The sequence below is a fragment of the Zooshikella ganghwensis genome, assembly GCF_018263875.1.
In the GTDB taxonomy this organism is placed as follows: Bacteria; Pseudomonadota; Gammaproteobacteria; order Pseudomonadales; family Zooshikellaceae; genus Zooshikella; species Zooshikella ganghwensis.
In genome coordinates, this window is sequence record NZ_JAEVHG010000002.1 from 270063 (window position 1) to 295242 (window position 25180).

Below are 25180 nucleotides of genomic sequence, written 5' to 3' on the forward strand. Positions count from 1 at the left end.
CCGATGCTTCCTTTATTACAAAAGCACTGCTTGTTATTATCCCTTTTTTAGTAGACGGATTATGGTACTCAGCCATTGCCGTATTGCTTTCTAAGCCTACCGTATTAAACAATACTTAATAAAAATGCTGTTTGGCTAGATCGTTTCATAGGTTGTATTTTATTACTGTTAGCACTTAAGGTCATTTTCACATCATGACAAACAGGTTTACCTAAGCAGTCTTATGTAAAAATCACCTGCTACAATGATGCCGTTTTGGATAATAATGGGTAAAGAAACAGGCTTTATTGAAGGAGAAATAGCTTCCAAGAAAAATTTATTTTCTTCTGCTAACGGAATACCGAATTGACAAGCTTGGTTCTAACAATAATGTTTTTCCTTTTTTTCGTTTATGTCTAATTTTATCCACTAATGTGGTTACAGCCAGTTTGCCCAAATCACGTTTAGGTTGAGAAATACTAGTGAGCGGGGGGATAAAGTATTCTGCCATGGGAATATCATCATAACCAATAACAGATAACGTTTCAGGTACCCTAACCCCTTGCTTATAAGCAGCACATATCATGCCCATCGCCATAACATCGTTTCCTACAAACATCGCAGTAGGACGCTTGGCTGATGACCAAATAATATTAAATGCTTGCTCACCACTAATCGCCTCAAAATCTCCCGCAATAACCCAGTTAGGATTAATAGGAAGCTTCGCCTCATCCATAGCGCTTTGAAAACCTGCAAGTCGCTGTTGACTGGGCAATTTTTCCATGGGTCCTGTTACACAACCAATGTCAGTATGTCCCTGATCAATCAAATACTGCGTGGCAAGGTACCCACCTTGTGCAGAGTTGTCCTGTATTTTATCCATAAACTCATTGCTAGGGCCCCAATCCATAATAACCTGAGGCAAAGACTCATACGACTCTAGCAGTGAAAATAATAAAGGATCATACTCCGTACACATTATCAACAAGCCATCAATGCGTTTGGCGACAAGTGTTGTCAAATAGTGGCGAAGTTTTTGACGGTCTCCCTCAATAGTGCACAGCAAAAGAGAGTAGCCTTCTTTAAAACACTCAGCTTCAACCCCCTGAACAACTTCAGCAAAAAAAGGGTTTGAGCTGGAAGTGACGAGTAATCCCAAGGTCCGTGTTTGATTGACTTTTAAACTTCGAGCAACAGCGCTAGGCGCGTAGTTCAATGACTGAACGGCCGCATACACCCGCTCCTGAGTCTCTTTTGCAACAAAGCGAGTGTTATTCAGTACATGAGAGACTGTTGTTGTCGAAACACCCGCCAGTTTTGCTACATCTTTTATCGTTGCCATGAAATGAGTGGCCTTTATCAAGCTATTTACTGTTTACAGTAAAGCTCTACCTCTGCTCGTTCAGGTATTGCACTCTGTGCTCCTAACCGTGTCACACTGATTGCCGCCGCAGCCTGGGCCAAGTGAATAGCCTCTGGCATGGATTGACCTTCTGTCAGTGCCACCGCTAAAGCCCCATTGAATGTATCACCTGCAGCTGTTGTATCGATTGCTTCAACTTCAAATCCTGGAAAGTGCTGTTGCTCACCAGCATCACTCAGTAATACACCCGCTTTACCCAGAGTGATTAAAACCTTTGCAACGCCTTTGCTATGAAGTACTTCTGCTGCTTTTTTTGCAGAATCGATATCACTTACAGTCACCCCCGTTAAAAGAGATGCTTCAGTTTCATTAGGTGTAATAATATCAACCACAGACAAAAGCTCATCACTTAATGGTTGTGCGGGAGCTGGGTTCAAGATGACATTGACTCCCTGATCCCTTGCAGACTTCGCGGCTAAAGTAACAGTATCCAGAGGTGTTTCCAGTTGCATTAATAAGGTATGAACAGCTTTTAATTCTGCAAGCCAGGGCATAATCCGCGAAGGAGTTAATTCAGTGTTCGCGCCAGAATGAAGTGCAATACAATTTTCGCCTTCATTATTGACGAGTATTAACGCTGTACCTGTAGGTGCATTTTTAATAACCGCCACTCTTTTGGTATCAATGCCATCCGCATGAAAATCTTGACAAAACTGATGTCCAACCGCATCGTCCCCTACACAAGCGACAAATGCGACATTACCCTTCAAACGAGCTGCAGCAACTGCCTGATTTGCACCTTTACCACCACCTGTTAACTGATAATGGTCACCCGTTAGGGTTTCTCCTGGTTTGGGAAAATAAGGCACTTGCAACATATGGTCAGCATTCACACTGCCTAACACCCATAAGGTATTGGCCATGACTTACTCCTAAATCAGTACACTTGGGTCAGTATAACTATACGCTTTAATGTAAAAAGCCTGGCTTTACCAGGCTTTTATATACATCGTTTTACAATGTAATCATCTTCAGTGGTACTGAAATAGAAGACTCAACAGCTTCACCTTTCAGTACTTTTGCAGCTACCTCAATACCTTTTTCACCAATTAAAGCTGGTTGTTGTGCGACGGTACCTGCCAACGAACCAGATTTAACCGCATTAACACCTTCATCCGTACCATCAAATCCCACAACTAATACATCACGTTGAGCAGCCTCGATAGCTTTAATTGCGCCTAATGCCATTTCATCATTTTGAGCAAATACAGCTTGCACATCTTTATTGGCTTCCAATAAGTTTTCCATGACATTCAAGCCTTTGGTTCTATCAAAATCTGCAGGTTGACTGGCAACAACAGCCAAGTGTTTCGCTTCAGCTGCTTTCGCAAAACCTTCACCTCTATCCCTTGCTGCAGAAGTTCCAGGGATACCCTGTAGTTGAATGACTTTAGCACCAGCCCCTAATTTTTCAGCAATATAGTTACCAGCTAACTCACCGCCAGCAACATTGTCAGAAGCAACATGAGATGAAACCTCCCCACCATTTGCACCACGATCGAGTGTGATAACAGGGATTTTTGCTTGGTTAGCCATACGAATAGCATTAACCACAGCTGAAGAATCAGTAGGGTTAATCAAAATAGCTGAGACTTTTTTTACCGTAAGATCTTCTACATTGGCCAATTCTTTAGCTGGGTCATTTTGAGAGTCTAAAACCAACAGTTCATAACCTAATGCTTTGGCTTTTTGTTCTGCACCATCTTTTAATGTTACGAAAAATGGGTTATTCAATGTGGAAATAACCAGCGCCAACGTTGGCTTTTCTTTTTGCTGTTCCGCTGTAGCCTTTTCCTCTTTTTTATCACAACCCATTAACCCAATCGCTAATAAAAAACCTGTCATTAGCATTATTATTTTTTTCATTATTTCCTCCTACTGTCCATTTTATTTACTACGTGTATCAACCAATACCGCTAACAGAATCACCGTTGCTTTAGCAATCATCTGATAGTAAGACGATACATCTAATAGATTAAGCGCATTATTTAAAATACCAATAATTAATGCACCAATTAATGTACCTACTATGCGTCCTTTACCACCGGCTAAACTAGTACCGCCTAACACAACGGCGGCAATTGCATCAAGCTCATAGCCTGCACCTGCTGTAGGCTGTGCAGAAGCCAAACGAGCGGTTGCAATTATCCCTGCCAGCGCCGCTAGCATACCGCATAAGCTGTATACAATCAGCTTAATATTATCGACATTAATACCCGATAGGCGTGTGGCACTCTCATTACCTCCCAGCGCATAAATATAACGCCCTAGTCGAGTATGGTGTAAAATAAAATAACCTCCGCCAAAAACGATTGCCATTAAATACACCGGCACAGGGATGCCAAGCACATAACCTGTTCCTAACCAGGCAAATTGATCAGCAGTATGATGAAGCCCTGTCGAAATAGGTCGACCATCAGTAAAAACCATGGTCACACCACGAAATAATGTCATTGCCACCAATGTGGCAATAAAAGGCTGTACCTTACCTTTGGCAATAACAACACCACTACAGGCCCCCATTAGACTACCCATCAATAGTGTAATGAAAACAGCTGCGATGACGGGTACCTCATAACCAATTAAACTGGCACAAATAGCTCCAGATAATGCCAATACTGAACCTACACTTAAATCAATCCCCGCCGTCAAAATTACCAACGTCATACCAACGGCAATAATGGCATTGATTGATGTTTGTCGTAAAATATTGAGCAAATTATCAACAGCAAGAAATTGCGGATTAAACAACGAAACTATCGCCACCAAAATAAGTAAGGCTAAAAATGATTTATGACGAATTAAATTCTCAACAGAAAACCACTGAACCCAATGTTCAGTTGAGCTTTTTTTAGTCGACTGTACAGGGCTATTCATACATACTCCTCTTCAGTGGTCCTGCCTACTGCATAGCGCATAATAAGTTCCTGATTCGCGTTTTGGCCTTCAAACTCACCCACTAAACGCCCCGAATACATGACCAAAACTCGGTCACTCATTCCTAGAATCTCAGGCATATCTGACGAAACAAGAATAATTCCCATCCCACTGCGTTTTAATTCATTAATCAATAGATATATTTCTTTTTTGGCTCCCACATCAATACCACGCGTAGGCTCATCCAAAATGAGTACGTTAGGATTGGTGAGCAACCCTTTAGCAATAGCGACTTTTTGTTGATTTCCACCCGATAAATACTTTATTAATTGATGTGCTGAGGGTGTTTTTACCTGAAGCCTCTGGATAAACTGAGTGATCGCCTCTTGTTCTTTAGTTTTATTGATCACTCCTATTTGACGAGAAAATGATTTAAGAGCACTAAGCACCATATTTTCCCCAACAGAAAGCTCCGTCACGAGTCCCTCACCTTTGCGGTCCTCAGAAATATAGGCAATACCAGCCTTAAGTGCTTGCTGCGGACTGCTACAGTTTAAATCCTGCCCATTAAGCGTAATCGTCCCTTGTGATATTGGATTCGCACCATAAATAATCTTCATTAATTCTGTGCGCCCAGCCCCCATTAACCCCGCTACGCCAAGAATTTCTCCTTTATGTAGCTCAAAAGAAGCATGCTTAACACCTGGACCACTGACATCATTAACCACCATGAGTGTTTGTTGTTCACCACTGCCGAGTTCCCGCGGATACTGTTCTGTTAGTTTACGGCCCACCATCCACTCAATGATTTCGTCCTCATCGGTATCTTTTGCAGGTACCTCTTTAATAAACTCACCATCTCTTAATACCGTAATATCATCACATACCGTAAATATTTCTGCTAAACGGTGGGAGATATAAACAATGCCGCAACCTGCTGCGCGTAACTCACGAATGATCCGGAATAAACTTTGCGACTCAGTATCTGTTAATGCATCCGTCGGCTCATCCATAATAATAACCTTGGCATTTACCGCAAGCGCTTTAGCAATTTCAACCATTTGCTGCGTACCAATATTCAAGCGTCCAACCGGCGTAGCAGGATCCAGTGATAAGCCAAGCCGTTGCAACAAATAATGAGCTTCCTGCTTCATCTTTGGCCAGTTAATTCGTCCCGGCCAACGAGTAAATTCCCGTCCTAAAAAGATATTCTCAGCTACTGACAGCTCTGGTAGTAAATTTAATTCTTGATGAATTATACTAATGCCTTCATCTTGAGATTCTTTCGGAGAGGAAAATACACAGTTTTTTCCCTGGTAACAAATGTTGCCTGAGTCAGCCTGATAAATACCTGTTAATACTTTCATCAGGGTAGATTTACCAGCACCATTTTCTCCTACCAAAGCCATTACACGTCCCTGGTAAACATTCAGACTCACTTCATGGAGTGCACGTACCCCGGGAAAAGACTTATTTATAGACTGCAATTGTAGTATTGTTTCTGGCATCCGACCCTCACTAAAATACGACACCTGCTTTAATTATAACATTAGCATAGGGTGTAAACTCACCAGTACGAACTACGGCAGCAGCACCATGAGTATTCGCTTTAAATAATTCATGAGAAACATAAGAAATATTAATAGGATGGCCTTGCGTTGCTTCCTGTGCTTTCACTAGCTGTACAAATGATTCATACAGTGTTGGACTTTTAGCCGCAAATTCTTCTGCAATAATTAACGATTCTACTTGTACTTCACTGAACACTGTGGCACATGTTTCGAGAAAAGATGGCGTTCCAGGACAAAGCGCCAGATCAATTCGCGGCGTTGTACCAGGTATCGGTAAGCCACTGTCAGCAATAGCCAACATATCATTATGGCCTAACTTAGCCACACAGTATGATAACTCTGAATTAAGCAGTCGACCTCGTTTCATAGCATCCATCTCTTAGCATATAATTATGTTGTTTTTTTCACAGAAAAATAAATAACGTCTAGCTAATACACACTCTTAAACAACAACGGTTGTTATCACGGCATTCAACAAACAAGCTCCATCAAAAATCCATCTTTTGGCCCTAAAAAGCTGCTTTAGAAAAACTTAATATTTATTTATGTCCTTATACGTGTCATCTATTCAGCTGTCAGTAATTGTATTTTGTCTTTGTTAAGCATGAAGCAAACGATTGCGCAATCGTTTGCCTTGCACAATAATGAATATTCTTAAATGCTGTCAACTCATTTCTAATACCAAATATGCCTTAAATGTTTTATAGCTAGACATAATAGTTATGAACCTAAGATCACTTACTGATAATTGTAAGCAGGAATACCCTTTTCTTTTATAAGTCATATTTCTCCCTACATTAAGATAGAATGTCACACCTTTGCCAAATACGGGCATACTCCCTAGGACTATCCGTTTGGGGTAGAAGGCTAAGAAACGTTGTAACCACTATCTTGAGATTTAGTATCGCTTTGAAGAGTCACAAAACTACTCAATCAAATATTGTACATTTTGTTTTTTTTGTATAAGAATAAATAGAACATGAACTCGCTGAGGTATCTCCCCAAGTCATGCTGAAAGTGTCTAAATCACCCATAGTTATTACAGGAGGAGCACAACGAATTGGCTTTCATTGTGCACTTAGACTTGCAGAAATCGGTCAACCCGTTGTCATCTCCTACCGTACACCTAGAGACACACTCGAAAAACTCGATAAAGCAGGTGTTAGCTGTATTGCTGCAGACTTTAGCCAACCAGAAGGAGTAGAGGCTTTTGCCCGGACGCTTAACCAAAGATTTGATAAGATCCGTGCAATTATCCATAACGCATCAAGCTGGCATACAGAGTCTGAAGGCATTGACCCTGCCGACCTTATGCAACGAATGACGCAAATTCATATGGTAACCCCCTATCTCATTAACCGACTATGCCACAAGCTATTAGTGGCTAATAAGCCTGAAGCAGCGGATATTATCCACATCACTGACTGTGTCGTTGAAAAAGGTAGTTACTCCCATATTGCGTATAGTGCCAGTAAAGCGGGTATGGATAATATGACGCGATCATTTGCCAAAAACTATGCTCCTGACATTAAAGTAAATGCAGTTGCTCCAGCTCTCATTATGTTCAACGAGGGTGACACCCCAGACTACCAGCAGCATGCTCTGAACAAATCACTGCTGAAAATAGAGCCAGGACCAGAAGTAGTTTTTGAAACATTATGCTTTTTATTAAATTCCAGCTACATTACTGGGCGCACCATCGGCCTTGACGGTGGCCGACATATTAAATAGTTGAGATCACATTATGAGCAACGAAAACGTTCAAACTGTTCTTGCAGAAAACTTTCGCACGATCATCTCGTCTTTAGGTGAAAACCCCGATCGTGAAGGTCTGCTGGACACCCCAAAACGTGCAGCGAAAGCAATGCAATTCCTGACTCAGGGCTATCACCAAGATTTAGAAAGCATTGTCAATGGTGCAATTTTTGAGTCTGACAATGAAGAAATGGTGCTGGTAAAAAATATAGAACTTTATTCTTTATGTGAGCACCATTTGCTGCCTTTTATTGGCAAGTGTCATGTAGCTTATTTGCCTGCAGGAAAAGTTATTGGTCTTTCTAAAATTGCCCGTGTAGTGGATATGTTTGCCCGTCGCTTACAAATTCAGGAAAACCTGACATCGCAAATAGCTAAAGCCGTTGAAAGCGTCACAGGCGCCCGAGGTGTCGGGGTTATTATCGAAGCCAAACACATGTGTATGATGATGCGCGGTGTTGAAAAGCAAAACTCAGTTATGAGCACATCTGTCATGCTAGGTGATATGCGCAAATCTCAAGCTACCCGACAAGAGTTTTTAATGTTGGCTAAACAGCAAAACTAACATTGACAATGAATGGCTCCAAAGCCCTTTACCTCAACTGTTTTACGTCACCGATTAATGCATTTATTGTGGGGGCAAGCCGAGGTATTGGGCTAGCCTTCATTAAGCAACTTTTGCAAGAACCATGCATTAATCAAGTCTTTGCCGGCTGTCGCTCTCCGTCTGAAGCGCGTACCCTAAACGATTTAACCGTCAACAATCCCTCTCATTTACACCCCATACAGATTGACCTTACTGACGAGCATAGTGTCCAAAAAAGTCTTAACCATATAAAACAACAGCTCAATTGCCAGCCACTCTCACTCATTATTAATTGTGCAGGCTTTCTTCATAATGAAAGTGCTGGTTTTTTTCCAGAGAAAAAACTGGCAGAAGCCTCTCCAGCGTTACTCCAGTCCAGCCTAACCCTACATACACTGGGTGTATTATTACTTGCGAAGTATAGTGAGGCCCTGCTAGCTCGTCAGACTCATACTGTTTTTGCAAGCCTCTCTGCACGAGTAGGTAGTATTTCTGATAACCGCTTAGGTGGCTGGTACAGTTATCGAGTAAGCAAAGCAGCTCACAACATGGCGATCAAAAACATAGCAATAGAGTGGAGCCGACGAAAAAAACATAATGTATGTGTTGCATTGCATCCAGGCTCAACAGCAACAGAACTATCAGCGCCTTTCCAGCACAATATTGCTCCCCATAAATTATTTTCTGCCACGCAAGCCGCTGGTTATCTGCTATCTGTTATTAGCCAGCTCACGCCTGAAGATACAGGCAAATTCTTAGCTTGGGATGGCCAAGTAATTCCCTGGTAAAACAATTTTCTACTCCACGTACAATAAACGACTACCACTGAAAAATAAAAAAGCAGGCTTTTAGCCTGCTTTTTTTTTGTAACAACTCAACTTTTAACGCTGCTTTACTAGCCTTTATTGGAGATCACTTTCATTATCCCAACAGCAATGGCAAAGACTATAAAAGAAGACATTAAAGCCATTAATGTTGAGTCGGTAAAGCCTAATACCAAAAAGCCAACAGCAGCAACTGATGCAGTGACTAGTGCATAAGGTAACTGGGTCACCACATGGTCAATATGATGGCAAGAAGCGCCTGTTGATGAAAGGATAGTCGTGTCTGAAATCGGTGAACAATGATCACCAAACACTGAGCCGGCTAATACTGCAGCAAACATTGGCAACATCATACTAATTTCCGTTGCACCCGCCATATCACCAGCAATAGGTAGCATAATCCCAAATGTTCCCCAGCTTGTGCCGGTAGCAAAAGCCATAATGCCAGAAACAATAAATAAGATTAGAGGCAAATACGCAAGGTTAAGTACATCTTTTACCAAGCCAGCAAGGTATTTACCAGTTTCCAGCTCTCCAATAATGCCAGTCAACATCCAGGCAAAAACCAGAATATAAATCGCCGGCAGCATTGCCTTCAGGCCATTTAACAGTCCTTTTGCATAATCGCCAATAGAGAGACTTCTAAACACAGATAGTACGACGGAAACAGCTAGGCCGCCCAGACCACCATACACCAGGGACTTGGCGACATCAGTCAGTTCAAAAGCACCTAAAATACTGAAAGGCTTACCATCTTTCGCTAACGCATCTGCACCTGTTGAAACCATAAAGTAAATAGTGGCAGCAATCAAAACGACAACAGGTAAAACCAAGTCAATGACTTTACCTTGACGATCCGTTTGCAACTCAATTGAACCTGGTGGTGTGCCTCGCTCAGTAGAAAATAGCTGTCCATTAAGCGCATTTTCGGTATGCTGCCGCATGGGTCCAATATCCAACTTGAGCAAAATTACCGCTAGCACCATTAGCAATGCAAACAACGGGTACAGGTTCATGGGAACAATGGTAATAAAGGCGGAAAGTGCAGTATAGCCTGTCACTTCATGGGCCACTAATAACCCACCAATTAATGCGATGATATAGGCACCCCAACTGGATATGGGTGTTAAAACACACACAGGGGCTGCCGTTGAGTCAATCATATACGCAAGCTTTGCCCGAGATATTTGTTGTCGATCAGTAATAGGGCGACATATATTTCCCACAGCCAAGCTATTAAAGTAGTCATCAATAAAGATAAAGATACCCAAGCAAAAGGTCATCAGCTGAGAACCTTGCTGCGTCTTTACCCGCTGCCTAGCCCACTCAGCAAATGCATTGCTGCCCCCCATCAGGCTGATAAAGCTGGTGATAATGCCCAGTACTACCAAGAACAACAGAATATAAATATTCCAGGTGTTTGGGCCTCCCTCTTGCCAAAATACCCAGCTATTAGGCACACCATCTTCCCAAAATACGCCTTTAAATGCCTCGGCAATGTGTATTACGGCTGCCAGTGGGTCAAAATTAGTCAGTAGCAATGCACCAACAATTACACCCGCCCCCAAAGAAAGTAGTACCTGCCGTGTAATAACGGCTAAACCAATGGCAACGACTGGAACAAGTAGCGACCAGGCGCTGTTAATATATGCTGATTCCATGAGTTTACTAACCTTTGTTGCTAGGGTTTTTTTCACCCTTAGCAGCCAAAAGCTGTTCGCGTGGTTCAGTGATCATGACACTGCAACCATCTGAGCAACAGACTGAAGCTTCGGTTCCACTGTATTGCTGGTCAACACCAGCTAATCAGATATCTGTTAACCATAACCTTCAAATGCTCCATAACAACTGAAGTTAAAGATTATGGATAATATATTCGCAAACCGCTTAAAACTGCGTTGATCAAATTCTTGTTAATGGCTAAATCAAGCGTTCTTGGTAAGTTCACCCGAATTAAACTAGAGGCATTATACTCAAGACGCTCAAAATGAACAGATCATTCAGTTACTGCCTGTAACTCATCATTGACGATGGTATAAATCAACTGCTTACTTTGAGATGGACAACAAATGCGATCTTCTTCATCATGTTGCAGCACAGACACCAGAATTTGCTGGTTCTCCACTGTCACACTTTGCACCTTAGTACGATCTCCTAAATTGACGGCAGAAAGCGCTTTTCTTTCTTCGCCACCAAGTACTACCGAAAGTTCACGATAATAGCCTATACCACCTGGATCAGTGATTAATATAGCGACAATATCCAGATGCCCATCATTATTAACATCAGCTAGCACTCGCTGACTGGAAATACGCACCACCAAATCCTCACCATTTTCCGCCCCTTTTTTATGACGATAGAGACCATTACTCAAAGGAGCCCATCCGGACTTAGTAAAGGTGGTTCGATAATCAACATCTACAACATCTGTTTCAGTAAATTCAACAGGCTTGATTTGTAATAGCTGACAGCCACTCAATATCAGACTAACTGCAAGATATACTACCCATTGAGTCAATGACTGCATCATTCACTCCTGACGACTTATACAAAGTTAAACGATTAAAACAACTCTAACCGTTGATTCATACCTTCTACGTTAACAGATTAGTATAAAATAATGCCCACATAGTGTGGGCATTATTTTTTTACCCTTTAACGAGTGTTGTATATCTAAAATAAAGTCTATACATCACTCAGGGTATCTCAAAGCGCATAGCGCAATTTATAACATGCTACGTAGCATCCACGCATTTTTTTCATGTAAACGCATTCTATCAGAAATCAACCCTGCTGAGGACTCATCATTAGCGTCTTGTGCAATAGGTAAAACACTACGCGCAATACGCACAACTGACTCATTAGCTTCAGCCAAAATACGCAACATATCTTGAGCGGCAGGAACATCATCAGGCTGCTCAATACTGGACAACTTGGCAAACGCTTTAAATGTCCCCGGCGCAGGAAAGCCTAGTGTCCGTATTCTTTCTGCAATTTCATCTACGGCATTGGCCAACTCAGTATATTGCTCTTCAAATAATAAGTGCAGATCTCGAAAGCTAGGACCTGTCACATTCCAATGAAAATTATGAGTTAAAAGATATAAAGTATAACTATCAGCTAATAGTTTACTTAATCCATCAGCAATCTGGCTTCGAGCCTCTTCACTGATACCGAGGTTAGGGGTATGAACATCAACCATTGTCATCTCCTTAAAATCAGTTTTCCGGTAAAGTTTTTTGTTAGAGGATGAAAACAGTGTAATCGATAGATAGAAAGTTATAAAACTAATTATATAAATGCAAATGATTAGTTTTATCTATGGTAAATATATACCCAAAACGAAGGTTTTTTAGTGGGGCTATTCTGGTCTGTTAAGACTAGCGATAGCATCAACAGTTTTTTAATCTAGCTGGGCCGTCAAGGGTATATTTATACTAAACAGGCCAGCCATCAGGCTGGCTACTTGTTACTCCCACTCAATTGTTGCAGGAGGCTTACTCGAAACATCGTAAGTAACTCGGGAAACACCACTAATTTCATTAATAATCCGATTGGAAACCCGCTCCAAAAAGTCATAGGGTAAATGTGCCCAACGGGCTGTCATAAAATCAATGGTTTCCACTGCTCGCAACGCAATAACATACTCATAGCGTCGCCCATCACCTACCACCCCAACAGATTTTACTGGCAAAAATACCGCAAATGCCTGACTGACTTTATGGTATAAATCGGCCTTATGTAATTCGTGAATAAAAATAGCATCAGCTTTTCGCAATAAATCAGCGTATTCTTTTTTCACTTCCCCCAGTATTCTCACACCAAGACCTGGCCCAGGAAATGGATGACGATAAACCATGTCATAAGGTAAACCCAGTTCCAAGCCAATCTGCCGAACTTCATCTTTAAATAGCTCTCGCAATGGCTCGACCAGTTCGAACTGCATATCTTCAGGTAAGCCCCCCACATTGTGGTGGGATTTAATCACATGGGCTTTTCCTGTTTTAGCACCTGCCGACTCAATAACATCAGGATAAATGGTCCCTTGCGCAAGGAATTTAACGTTGGTTAATTTTGTTGCTTCCTGATCAAATACTTCAATAAAGGTATTTCCGATAATTTTTCTTTTTTGTTCAGGATCCGCTACGCCAGTCAATTTAGATAAAAACAGTTGCTCAGCATTCGCACGAATAACTTTAATCCCCATGTTTTCTGCAAACATGGCCATCACCTGATCACCTTCCTGAAGGCGCAATAAGCCATTATCCACAAATACACAGGTTAACTGATCGCCAATAGCTTTATGTAATAATGCTGCGACAACGGAGGAGTCAACTCCACCAGAAAGCCCTAACAGTACTTTCTCATTACCCACCTGCTCACGAATACGTGCAATGGCATCATCCACAATATTGGTTGATGTCCACAGTGCCTCACACTGGGCAATACTGCGCACAAAACGCTCAAGAATACGCTTACCCTGCTTAGTATGGGTAACTTCAGGGTGAAACTGCACACCATAATAGGCTTTTTCATCATTCGCCATGGCTGCAATTGGGCAGCTTTCAGTGGCTGCCACTAGCGTAAAACCTTCTGGTAACGCAGAGACTTTATCACCATGGCTCATCCAAACATCAAGCGAGAGTGTGCCATCTTCCTTAATATGATCTTCAATGCCTTCGAATAGCCGACATTTGTTGGTTAAGTTCACCTCGGCATAACCAAACTCTTGGTGATCTGAAGTGCTTACCTTGCCACCAAACTGCTCGGCCATGGTTTGCATGCCATAACAAATGCCCAATAGTGGCACACCAAGATCAAACACAACTTGTGGTGCACGCGGTGTATCATCCCCTGTAACAGACTCAGGCCCACCCGCTAAAATAATAGCTTTTGGTGAAAATGCTTGAATGTCTGCCGCATCAACATCATAAGGATAAATCTCACAGTACACACCAATTTCACGCACCCGTCGTGCAATTAGTTGTGTGTACTGTGAGCCGAAATCCAAAATAAGAATACGTTGAGCGTGGATATCCATTGACATAGGTGTTCTCTACTGTAACTAAATAAAATACTGTTTTTTTGCTATGCGCCTTTTTCACAACACATGGTGTACTTATCATGACTTCGACTTTCTACATAAAAGCCAACCAGCCTTACACTTTCCCGTTATTAAAAGGTCTATAGCAAACGGGGCTGATATTCAGCCCCGTGCTTGAGTATGTGTTAGCCCACTCGGTAATTGGGCGCTTCTTTAGTGATACTCACATCATGTACATGACTTTCTTTCATCCCTGCAGCCGTTACCCTGACAAACTCTGGTTGGGTTCGCATTGTCTCAATATCGGGGCTACCGGTATAGCCCATTGAAGCACGCAAGCCTCCCATTAATTGATGAATAATGGCGGAAATAGGTCCTTTATACGGCACCCGTCCTTCAATTCCTTCAGGTACCAGCTTCTCAATACCAGACTCTGCATCCTGAAAATAGCGATCACTGGAACCAGATGACTGGGCCATCGCCCCCAGAGACCCCATGCCACGATAAGCTTTGTAGCTCCGCCCCTGGTACAATTCAACTTCACCAGGCGCCTCTTCGGTACCGGCAAACATACTCCCCATCATTACAGCATGAGCACCCGCTGCAATCGCTTTGGCAAAGTCTCCGGAAAAACGAATGCCTCCATCAGCAATCACAGGAACACCTGTTCCCTTTAATGCAGCAACGACTTCTGCAATCGCCGTAATCTGCGGTACACCAATACCCGTCACAATACGAGTGGTACAAATAGAGCCAGGACCAATGCCCACTTTTACCGCATCAGCCCCAGCATCAGCCAGTGCAGTGGCAGCCGCAGCTGTCGCGATATTACCGCCAATTACCTGAACATGCGGAAAGTTTTCCTTCACCCAACGTACTCGATCCAGTACGCCTTTAGAATGACCATGGGCGGTATCAACCACAATCACATCGACACCTGCAGCCACCAGCGCTTTTACTCGCTCTTCAGTTTCAGCACCAGTACCCACTGCAGCACCAACCCGTAACTGCCCCTGCTGGTCTTTACAGGCACGGGGATAATCTTGGGCTTTTTGAATATCTTTAACGGTCATCATGCCGACCAGCTTAAACTGCTCATCAACCACCAGCACCTTTTCAATCCGGTGTTGATGCAACAGTCCTCTCACCTCTTCAGGTGTTGCACCTTCTTGCACAGTGACCAGTTTGCTCTTAGGCGTCATAACCTCAGCTACTTTTTTCTGTGCATTTGTTTCAAAGCGTACATCTCGACTGGTAACAATGCCTACCAGCTCACCCTTTTCCATGACTGGCACACCTGAAATATTATTTTGGCGAGTAATACGTAATAAGGATTCAACGGTTGCATCGGCATTAATAGTAATGGGGTCTTTTACAACACCACTTTCGTATTTTTTAACGGCTCGTACTTCACTAGCCTGTTGCTCAATGGTCATATTTTTATGAATAATACCCAGGCCACCTTCTTGTGCCATAGCAATAGCTAAACGCGATTCAGTAACCGTATCCATAGCAGAAGACAGTAGTGGAATATTGAGCGCGATTTCCCTTGTCAGCTTGGTAGACAGTGAAACATTTTTGGGCAGAACTTCAGAATAACCAGGAAGTAATAGAACATCATCGAAGGTGAGAGCTTCTTGAGCTATGCGCAACATACCTAATATTACCGAATTGCTGGTGGGAAGATAAAATTCATTTATTATAACGTTAGCTATAAAACCTCACAACATAAAACGAGGATTCACCATGATTTTTATTGTGGTCTGCTATAAAATTATCCAACCTGACAATAACTTAAAGATGTAATTTAAAATAAGGAACTGCCGTTTTGAGTATAGCTGTAACCCAAGAGACTGAAACGCGGGATATTTTATCTGTTTCGGCACTTAACCAAAGGGTCAGGCGCTTACTTGAGGTCAGTTTTGCCCAAGTCTGGGTTGAAGGTGAAATTTCCAACCTGGCCATCCCTAGCTCTGGTCACTGGTATTTCACCCTTAAAGATAGCCAGGCACAGATTCGTTGCGCTATGTTTCGTGGCCGAAACCGGTTACTGGGCTTTATTCCTGAAGACGGTGCACAAGTATTAGTCCGAGGCAAGGTAGGTCTTTACGAAGGGCGCGGTGATTACCAGTTAGTTGTCGACTTTATGGAAGCATCCGGAGATGGAGCCTTAAGACAAGCATTTGAGCAACTTAAATTAAAGCTGGCTGCAGCAGGCTTATTCGCAGCAGAAAGTAAACGAGCTATTCCTGCAGGGTTACGCCATATTGCTATTATCACTTCTCCCACAGGCGCCGCCATTCGTGATGTGCTCACTGTCTTTAAACGCCGTTTTCCAGCGCTTAAAGTCACCATTATTCCCAGTGCTGTACAAGGTAAAGAAGCACCTGCACAATTAATTCATGCGCTAAAACTTGCTAACAGTGGTATTGGTGACTGGCAAGCAGTTCTTGTTACACGTGGTGGAGGTTCTCTGGAAGATCTATGGGCATTTAATGATGAACAACTCGCCTATGCTATTCATGATAGTAAGCTCCCTGTAATAAGTGCCGTTGGTCATGAAATCGATATAACAATAGCTGATCTGGTCGCTGATTTACGAGCACCGACGCCATCTGCAGCAGCTGAATTATTAAGCTTGGACCAGGCAGAGTTAATGGCGAATTTCCAAGGCTATCAACAACTATTTCATGATATTATTTCAACACAACTCCACCGCCATCAAGAACGTTTACAGTGGCTTCAAAAACGCTTGCGCCATCCTGGACAGCGAATACAAGATCAACAACAACGATTGGATGATTTAGAGTTACGCCTTCGACAAGTCATACGACATCACTTTCTCCAAAAACAAAACCAGTTACACACCCAACAGGCTAAAATTCTTCAGCACTCCCCTCAGCAACATATCCGTTTATTACAACAACGTTTAACACACCAGCAACAAAGCTTAACTAAAACAGTTCAACACTTATTACCTCACTATCAACAACAATTAGTTAACCTTGTACAACGCCTTCAGACACTTAGCCCACTTGCAACACTTGAGCGAGGCTATGCCATCATTAAGAAAGGTCAGCAAGTTATACGTACAACGCAAGAGGTTATTCCTGGCGACCAAGTAACAGCCAAGATATCCGATGGAGAGCTAATTTGTAATGTAATTCAAACGCTGCCTAAAAAATAAATGTTACTTTTCTTTGCTCTTTTAATATTCAGGGCAACCGCATATAAGGTAGCTTTTAAAACCTTTTTTAAGCCTTCTTGCCCAAAGTCTGTGCGTCATATCCACACACTGAAATACACTCTTTATTTAAATTTACAACTAAAAGGTATAGCAAAATTGTTTTTAGTGGTTTACTATGGATAGTGAACGTATACTCAAATAAGAGTATACAAGTAATTTTTATTGTAAAAAGCAATCATGTGTAATGGATTACAGGCGTTGCTATGAAATTTGCAATTCAATTGTTGTTAATTTCCCTCGTGCTACTTGCTCTCCGGAGTACGGCAAGCAACAGCGATATAATGGATACTAGCTTTTTTAATAATAGCTTGCAGCTTAATTTAACAGAAAGCCATATTCATAGTACGCACTCTCAAATTGACCATATCATTAATAAACATGAAACAAGTAGCGATGATTGCCACGGATGTTATGGAAACTGTTCTCCTTTAACAAAATATAAAGATATTATCACTGCATGTAATATAAACCTATACAGTGTACCTCAACTTCTATTCATAATAACTGGCTATTACACTTCACCATTTCGCCCTCCTATTCGCTTCCATGCTTAAACGCTTTGGCAATTTAAAAAGATAAGTCGTGTAAACCCTTCACGAATCAATTTAATGCGCAAAGTGTATAAAAGCGTTTAGCAATGCTCTTAAAAAAACACTTTTTTCCATGCTGTTTTTGCGTGGGAAAGCCCATTTTGTTTGAAAAAACACATATACAAACCAAATATTAACACAAGCTATCTGTAAGGGCACATCATGTCTTTTCACCTAAATATCAAACCTAATACCCATACACCTAAAACTGCTTACCGGAATAGCTTTTACCTGCCACATCTACTTATTTATCAGATTTCTGGTCAGTTCAAAAAAAGTTATCATAAGAGCATTGGAATTAGCTGCTACTATAATCTATCAACTACTCATGTTGATCCTAGCGTTTTCCCACATGAAAAAGTCGATGAATACCATGTAAGTGAACTTGTCCAGGCTATGACCTATAAACCTATTAAATCTCCGTGTTTTCTTGTTACACAGAGCAAACATTTTCCGTTTCAATATCTGTCAACGTGGTTTGAGCAGTATCCTCCTACTTATTCCGCGTCAATCAACGGATTAACACATTCTTTTATTAAAGTTAATAATATTCAGTATGCTAGGCAGCTCATGTTATGTCTTAATACTATTGAACACTTTATGATTGCAGATGGACATCACCGTTTAGCTGCACAGAAAAGATTATTACATCACCAAGGTCTATCACTACCGCTTCCTGTTTTTATTACTCACACCACTCAAGCTAAAGTTGAAAGTTTCGACCTAATTGCTCGTATAAATAAAAACTTTTGCTGGCTGGCATTCCATCAGCATTTAAAAAAATCAGGTATCACTTCCTGCCCCTACTCACAAGGAGACTACCATATACTATTTAATGATCTTCAAACGAGTTTTAAAATAAACGACCAAGGTAACAGCAGACACCACGATAATTCATGTCTTCGATATGCACATATTTTAAACGTGATGGAGAGGTTTAATGGATTTGAGACGATTATGAGTGAGAACTTAATAGAAGCAGATAGTCAAATAAGCTCACTCTATAAGAAAAGCACTTATCAAACAAGCCGGCTTCAGGTAAAAATAAAAACGCCCAGTGTTTCATCAATGTACAATGCAGCATTAAAAGGCACTTTATTACCTAAAAAATCAACATGTTTTCTTTTTAAACCTGCAGAACAAATGACTCCATTTTTAACAAAAGAGCGATGAATAATAAATAATTCTCTTATGACTACAACACCCTCTACTCATTATTTGTACAGGGTATATTTTAAAAAGCTCTGCACCAAGGGTACAAGATAATATTAAAGGGAATAATATGTTATCTATAGCATCTAACCGCTTTACAACCGAAACTCGCGCTTTCATCGCAAAATCTATTGATCAGGCCATAGGTCATGTGCCATTTGTACAACTTCATCGAATTCACCCACTCTGTAAAAAACATCACGTTTTTATCAAGCTTGAATCATGTAATCCTTCCGGTAGTATCAAAGACAAAAATGCAGCCTATCTAATTAATCACGCAGAACAACAAGGTTTATTGCAGCCCGGAGGAACCATTATTGAGTCAAGCTCTGGAAATTTTGGTTTAGCGCTGGCCAGTATTGGGGCCGCAAAAGGCTATAAAGTCATCATTGTTATTGATGCTAAAACACCACCACCAGTTCTAAAAATGCTTAAAGCTTATGGTGCCCAGCTGGTGGAAGTACCTTTAAGTAAAGCTGATGCTGCAGGTTCGATGCAAAAAGCACGTATGGCTAAAGCCAAAGACCTATCAGAAAAAATAAGTAACGCTTTTTATCCTTGTCAGCATCTTAACCCTAACAATCCTACGGCACATCAAGTATACACGGCTCAGGAAATTACCGCGGCATTTAATCCAATGCCTGATGCTGTTGTCTTAGGTGTCAGCACTGCTGGTCAGTTAGCAGGCATAGCCCGCCACTTTCGTGAATACTCCCCACATACCGATATTATTTGTGTTGATGTCGCTGGCTCAGGGGTATTAGGACAACCACGTCACGCGTATAAAATGACAGGTCTGGGGCTATCATTTGCTCCTCCTGAATTCAATTATGATCACTTAGACTATGGCTATAACGTTACAGATCATATTGCTTTTTCAATGTGCCACCACTTAGCACGCCAGGAAGGTTTGTTACTGGGCGCATCAACAGGGGCTATTATCAGCGCGGGTCTGGCTTATCTACACCAGCAGTCACGTGATGTATCTATCGTACTTATTAATCCAGACCGAGGGGACCGTTATTTAGATACTGTCTTCAACGTTAATTGGCTGGAAAGCAATCACCTCCCCCTCCTAGAGTTGCATGAACTTCATGCTGCCATTTGCCAACAATTGCAACCTATTTATTTATCATCTAAAAAACGTAATCACCAGTATTTGCCTGCCAGGGCCATACAGGAGTACTACCACTTAGAGTAAAGAAAATCTCTGCTACCGTGTCCTAAGAGGTTGTCGCAAAACTACTGCGCTTTTTCGACACCCTCCTAACAAGGCATGATTCCTCTTGAGATACTTGCTCCCTTCATTTAAATCACACAGCTGGAAGGGAGCAACAAGGAGTTGTTTATGAGCAAGGTTCATGGTTCACCCCGCTATTTATTTAAACAATTTATACCTATGGCTACCAGCGATATAGTGATGGCACTAGGTGATCCCATTATTATATTTGTATTAGCTAGTTTAACTGATAGTACACATTATCTTGCAGCCTTTGCATTAGGCAAAAGTATTGCTGTATTTTTTGAGAGTCCAATTATTCCTATTTTACCTACAGCCAATGCCATGGCTTATCAGACAAGAGCTCGCAACCTTTTATTGAATTTTACGCTGATCCTCAGTATTAGTCTTATGATAGGAATGATTATCATTGGTTACATTCCAGTCCTCCCTACTCTTTTTCAAATTGATGCGGTTCTTTGGCAGTCAACCTCATTGCTTATTGTATTATTGTGTCCCTGGCCATTAATTATCAGTCTAAGACGATATTGGCAAGGACAGATTATTCGTGTAGGACTTACTGACATTATCGCCAAAGGCTCGTTACTCCGCTGTTTCTTATTAACAGTCACAGCTCTTGCGATGGCAGCTTTTACTGACCAAGGTACATGGGTAGCTGCTACCGCTTTATTAGCTGGCACCATGGGGGAACTGTTGTTTATACGAAATCAAGTCAATAAAATTACACTAAAAGAAGAAAAAAGTTGTACAACAACCTTACCTGATAACTTAATTACAATGAGCCACTATTATTGGCCACTAGCACAGTCTACGATTTCACTATGGGGAGCACGCTTATTATTACCACTATTTATAGCAATGACTGGCACCTTAAATGTCGCCATTTGGGCTGCAGGTTGGGCGTTAACCATTAGCATTAGCAATGCAGTAAGAATGTTGCAACAACTTGTTATCCGTAACGCAGGTCAAATTAAAAAAGCCTCGCTTTATATATTTTCCATAAGCATAGGATGCTGTTTTAGCTTAATTCTATTCGTTCTTGCCACAACTTCTTGGGGTTATTCACTCTTGAAATATTATGTTGATAGCCAGGACAGACTAATCAATGGTATTCAGGGTATCTTATTGGCCAGCAGCTTACTACCCATCTTAATGTCCTTACAAAACTATTATCAGGGTTTACATATGGTACAAACTTCAACTGTTGCTATTGGACGTTCGGCAGTTGTCGCCAACTTAGTATTAATTGTAACAGCCCTTACTATAATATATTTCAATGCAACACCTGCTTGGTTTGCCAGTATTGTATGTTTAGCTACACTACTTGAGGTTTTTTTATTAGCCTATCAGTTAAAAAATACTGCTAACTCGAGTGATGCATCATACTTCAAGAGAAATATTTCCGAAAATTGATTAGCAGTGGAATACTAATAATTATATAAACTATCACTGTTAGGTCACTTAAGTTTAACTTAATCTAGAATCCCCCAAAGAAAAGGCTTCACTGATAATATCTTAATAAAGTTGAAGCCATTTTAAATAAAACATAACTATACTTTTGTGTGAAAAGGATATCTTGCAAGTACCTATTTATGATGAAACCTTTAGTTCATTTTTTTGCAAAAAATCTGGCTATCTTTTTTTTACCGGTAGCAATTATAGTTTCTGCAATAGCTTATTTGGGTTATGAGCTTGAAGCTGAGCGTATTTACAATCGACTAGCACTAACTGGTCAAGAAATTGCCAGAACAGGTAATGCTACTGTTTTAAGACATCTTGACTTGATTACTAGCGATGTCATTTTTCTCTCTCAAGAATCCGAACTTAACGATTATATTAACAATCCTTCTCAAAAAACAGCAGACAGAATCCACAATGAGTGGATTGGCTTTATCCGTAGTAAAGTCATTTATGATCAAGTACGCTGGATTGATGAGCATGGCATGGAACAAATACGAGTCAATAATAACCGTGACGGTCAACCGACTATTGTACCGGCCAACCAGCTACAGAATAAAGCTCATCGTTATTATTATCTTGAGGCTAACAAATTACCTCGTGGTGATACTTTCATTTCAGCATTGGATTTAAATATTGAACATAATCGTATTGAAGAACCGCGAAAACCAATGCTTCGAGTGAGTACACCCGTTTTTGATGATAACAACATCCGTCGAGGTATAGTCATACTTAACTATACCAGTGGAGATATGCTTTCGCTATTACGCACAATAGGCAGTAACCATATATGGCTAACTAATGCTGATGGTTACTGGTTATTAGGTCCCAATAAACAAGATGAATGGGGTTTCATGCTGGGACAAGCTGATCTTACGATGAAAAAACGATTTCCTAACGTTTGGCAATATATTGCAAATAATGAAGCTGGTACGCTTGAATCTGAGTCAGGTTTTTGGTCATTTTTAACCGTTAATCCGTTATTCGCTCATGGTTTTTCCCTTCATAATAATCCAGAGCAGTCACCACACACAAAAATGAATTCTCACACTTATTGGAAACTGATTCACTACACTCCAACCAATGAATACTGGCCATTGTTAAAAGAGACCCAAACTCAATATATTTCCTCAACCGGGCTAATACTTGTCATTCTATTAGTCATCACTTGGCGATACTCTTCACTGCAACGAACTAGAAACCGTGCATTATCTCAAGTATTACACACCAAAGATGCCAGCCAAAAAGCCGAACAAAAGCATGTTATAGAGATGGCAAAACGCGCTTATGAATTACAGCAGGCAAAAGAAATTGCTGAACAAGCTAGCTTATCAAAAACTAAATTTTTATCCAATATGAGCCATGAAATACGTACTGCCTTAAATGCGATTCTGGGACTGACTTACTTATTAAATAAGCAGGAAGACCTGTCAAACTCTGCACAAAGTATGGTTCAACGTATATACAGTACAGGTCAATCACTAATGGGAATAATCAATGATATTCTTGACTTTTCCAGGATAGAAGCCAATACATTAGAAATTAAAAATATACCCTTTCAGCTCTCTGAAGTGCTTGATAACTTAGCTGGCATTATGGCTTCAACCGTAGGTCAAAAACCTATTGAGGTCGCGATCGCTCCACCGCCTCCACATGCCGAAAGTCTTAAAGGAGACCCTCTTCGCCTAGAACAAATACTGACAAACCTTGTTAGTAATGCCATTAAACTAACAGAGAAAGGTGAAGTTATCGTAAATATTTCTCCTGTTAACAATGAGCCTATTTCAGCCCCTATTTTGTTACGTTTTTCCGTCATTGATACTGGCATAGGTATTCCTCAGGAAAAACAACGCGACATATTTAATTTATTCACACAAACTAATTCATCTCAAGATCATATATATGGAGATATAGGCTTGGGTTTAACTATCAGTAAACACTTAGTCGAAATGATGGGTGGAGAAATAGGGGTTAAAAGTGAAGAAGGAAAAGGTAGTGAGTTTTTTTTCGTTATTCCATTTGAATCGAGCAATCCAGCCATCAATCAAATCCATCCAGCCCTTCACCAACATGTATTAGTCGTTGATGATAACGCTTCTGCCCGAAAGCTTATCACAGAAACTGTCGTGAGTCTCGGTTGGACAGTAGAATCAGCGTCTTCAGGTGAGGAAGCCTTAAAACTATTAAGCCAATGTAATGATAAACTATTTGATATTTTGTTAATCGATAGTCAAATGCCCGGTATTGATGGAGTCACTCTCGTCAAAAAAGTGAGTGAAAACTTTCCACATTTACATTTTCACACTGTCATAATGGCCAGCACATTTGAACAACAATCTTTATACAATAAATCATCACCAGCAATTATTAATCATACACTAACCAAACCCATCACAGCATCTAGTTTATATAATATAGTACTTGAAGAACAAACGCGTCGAATAGCACAAAATAAAGCTGAAGACAAAGTTATCCAACGATTGAAAAGTATCCATGTGCTTATCGCGGATAATAACGAAACTATCTGCACCGTAACTCGTAACCTTCTTGAAAGCGAAGGTGCCTATGTTGAACTCACTGCAACGAGTGATGGTATATTATCAATTTTACAAGCACACCCCAATAAGTTTGATATTATTTTTATAGATTTAAAAATGCTCATTAGAGAACACTATAAAATAGTACATCACATAAGATCAGTTGCACTTCTATCATTGATTCCAATCGTTGCCCTCTCTACTGACAGCGTTAAAAGTGAACATACTAAAGCATTAAGCAATGGTATTAACAAATGTATTTCTAAACCATTTGATCTCAATGAGTTAGTCTATATTATTCGCAACCTTACCAAAGGAGTTGAAAGCAATATCCCTATCACTGAACATCAATCGTCTCTAACAACCAATGAGAACAGCCATATACCATTATTCGAAATTGATACTGCGGTTGAGAAATGGGTAGAGCTTGATAACTTCCATACACAGTTACAACAATTCATCACCGAGCATAGTAAAGATGTACAAAAAATTTGTGAAGCGCTAAGACAAAACAACATTGAGTTAGCAAAGAATATTACTCATACATTACAAGACATTGCCAATGATTTATCACTGCTTCGTGTAGCTGAAAATGCTCGTGCTCTGGAACTCACATTTCGAAAAGAAGTAGAACCTAACAAAAGAGTTGACCATAACAAAGTTCTGACGCTTTGCGCAACACTGAATCAAACACTCAATACAGTCAATGAATATCTTAATGATTCAAAAGTTTCCTCTAATGGGACATCAACATTAACATCGTAGTTTATCCTTAATTATCAAAATCCATAATCTTAAACAAGGGGTAAAGTGACCCCGTTGACTTATGGTGACGAG

The 25180-nt window shown here is 40.8% G+C and carries 19 protein-coding genes; 8 read left to right on the forward strand and 11 right to left on the reverse strand.

Annotated features, from left to right (window positions below):
• Positions 1-316: 316 nt before the first annotated feature.
• From KHS79_RS05015 to rbsD, 6 genes are all read right to left on the reverse strand, one after another.
• A complete protein-coding gene (locus KHS79_RS05015) occupies positions 317-1321 on the reverse strand; it encodes a substrate-binding domain-containing protein (RefSeq protein WP_212717270.1) in 1005 nt (334 codons plus the stop codon).
• Positions 1322-1347: 26 nt separating this feature from the next.
• Positions 1348-2265 (reverse strand): ribokinase, encoded by a 918-nt coding sequence (gene rbsK / locus KHS79_RS05020; RefSeq protein ID WP_212717273.1) that lies wholly within the window; start codon positions 2263-2265, stop codon positions 1348-1350.
• Positions 2266-2356: 91 nt separating this feature from the next.
• Entirely contained in the window at positions 2357-3268 is a 912-nt protein-coding gene (gene rbsB / locus KHS79_RS05025) for a ribose ABC transporter substrate-binding protein RbsB (RefSeq protein ID WP_212717275.1), read from the reverse strand.
• A 21-nt stretch (positions 3269-3289) separates the two neighbouring features.
• Positions 3290-4279, reverse strand: a complete 990-nt coding sequence (rbsC, locus tag KHS79_RS05030; protein WP_027708464.1) for a ribose ABC transporter permease — start codon at positions 4277-4279, stop codon at positions 3290-3292.
• On the reverse strand, positions 4276-5787 hold the full coding sequence (gene rbsA / locus KHS79_RS05035) for a ribose ABC transporter ATP-binding protein RbsA (protein ID WP_212717277.1): 1512 nt from the start codon (positions 5785-5787) through the stop codon (positions 4276-4278). The genes rbsC and rbsA overlap by 4 nt, the downstream gene beginning before the upstream one ends.
• A 10-nt stretch (positions 5788-5797) precedes the next feature.
• Positions 5798-6217, reverse strand: coding sequence for a D-ribose pyranase (gene rbsD, locus KHS79_RS05040; RefSeq protein ID WP_212717279.1), 420 nt, complete (start codon positions 6215-6217; stop codon positions 5798-5800).
• Between the two features lie 641 nt (positions 6218-6858).
• Between rbsD and folM the strand changes: the two genes are divergently transcribed.
• The 3 genes from folM to KHS79_RS05055 are packed head-to-tail and all read left to right on the forward strand — an operon-like array spanning position 6859 to position 8979.
• Positions 6859-7581 (forward strand): dihydromonapterin reductase, encoded by a 723-nt coding sequence (folM, locus tag KHS79_RS05045; protein ID WP_027708467.1) that lies wholly within the window; start codon positions 6859-6861, stop codon positions 7579-7581.
• 13 nt (positions 7582-7594) lie between these two features.
• A complete protein-coding gene (folE, locus tag KHS79_RS05050; protein ID WP_038291287.1) occupies positions 7595-8170 on the forward strand; it encodes a GTP cyclohydrolase I FolE in 576 nt (191 codons plus the stop codon).
• A gap of 8 nt (positions 8171-8178) precedes the next feature.
• Complete coding sequence (locus KHS79_RS05055; RefSeq protein ID WP_212717281.1) at positions 8179-8979, forward strand: SDR family NAD(P)-dependent oxidoreductase; 801 nt, start codon at positions 8179-8181, stop codon at positions 8977-8979.
• Positions 8980-9086: 107 nt separating this feature from the next.
• Here KHS79_RS05055 and KHS79_RS05060 read toward each other — a convergent pair whose 3' ends face one another.
• The 5 genes from KHS79_RS05060 to guaB form a co-directional block, all read right to left on the reverse strand.
• Positions 9087-10676 (reverse strand): Na+/H+ antiporter NhaC family protein, encoded by a 1590-nt coding sequence (locus KHS79_RS05060; protein WP_212717283.1) that lies wholly within the window; start codon positions 10674-10676, stop codon positions 9087-9089.
• Between the two features lie 335 nt (positions 10677-11011).
• Entirely contained in the window at positions 11012-11545 is a 534-nt protein-coding gene (locus tag KHS79_RS05065) for a hypothetical protein (RefSeq protein WP_133296022.1), read from the reverse strand.
• A gap of 195 nt (positions 11546-11740) precedes the next feature.
• On the reverse strand, positions 11741-12217 hold the full coding sequence (locus KHS79_RS05070) for a Dps family protein (RefSeq protein ID WP_211233640.1): 477 nt from the start codon (positions 12215-12217) through the stop codon (positions 11741-11743).
• A 267-nt stretch (positions 12218-12484) separates the two neighbouring features.
• Positions 12485-14062 (reverse strand): glutamine-hydrolyzing GMP synthase, encoded by a 1578-nt coding sequence (gene guaA / locus KHS79_RS05075; protein ID WP_027708473.1) that lies wholly within the window; start codon positions 14060-14062, stop codon positions 12485-12487.
• Between the two features lie 182 nt (positions 14063-14244).
• Positions 14245-15714: an IMP dehydrogenase gene (guaB, locus tag KHS79_RS05080; protein ID WP_212717286.1), complete on the reverse strand. Its 1470-nt coding sequence runs from the start codon at positions 15712-15714 to the stop codon at positions 14245-14247.
• A gap of 173 nt (positions 15715-15887) precedes the next feature.
• Between guaB and xseA the strand changes: the two genes are divergently transcribed.
• The 5 genes from xseA to KHS79_RS05105 all read left to right on the forward strand — a co-directional run bounded on the left by xseA (position 15888) and on the right by KHS79_RS05105 (position 25108).
• Positions 15888-17246, forward strand: coding sequence for an exodeoxyribonuclease VII large subunit (xseA, locus tag KHS79_RS05085; RefSeq protein WP_233468229.1), 1359 nt, complete (start codon positions 15888-15890; stop codon positions 17244-17246).
• Positions 17247-18058: 812 nt separating this feature from the next.
• Positions 18059-19069, forward strand: coding sequence for a DUF1015 family protein (locus tag KHS79_RS05090; protein ID WP_212717288.1), 1011 nt, complete (start codon positions 18059-18061; stop codon positions 19067-19069).
• Positions 19070-19178: 109 nt separating this feature from the next.
• Positions 19179-20309: a cysteine synthase family protein gene (locus KHS79_RS05095; protein ID WP_212717291.1), complete on the forward strand. Its 1131-nt coding sequence runs from the start codon at positions 19179-19181 to the stop codon at positions 20307-20309.
• 147 nt (positions 20310-20456) lie between these two features.
• A complete protein-coding gene (locus tag KHS79_RS05100) occupies positions 20457-21761 on the forward strand; it encodes a hypothetical protein (RefSeq protein WP_212717293.1) in 1305 nt (434 codons plus the stop codon).
• A 179-nt stretch (positions 21762-21940) separates the two neighbouring features.
• Positions 21941-25108 carry a hybrid sensor histidine kinase/response regulator gene (locus tag KHS79_RS05105; RefSeq protein ID WP_212717294.1) on the forward strand — a complete coding sequence of 1056 codons (3168 nt, stop codon included), beginning with the start codon at positions 21941-21943 and terminating at the stop codon, positions 25106-25108.
• Positions 25109-25180: the final 72 nt, after the last annotated feature.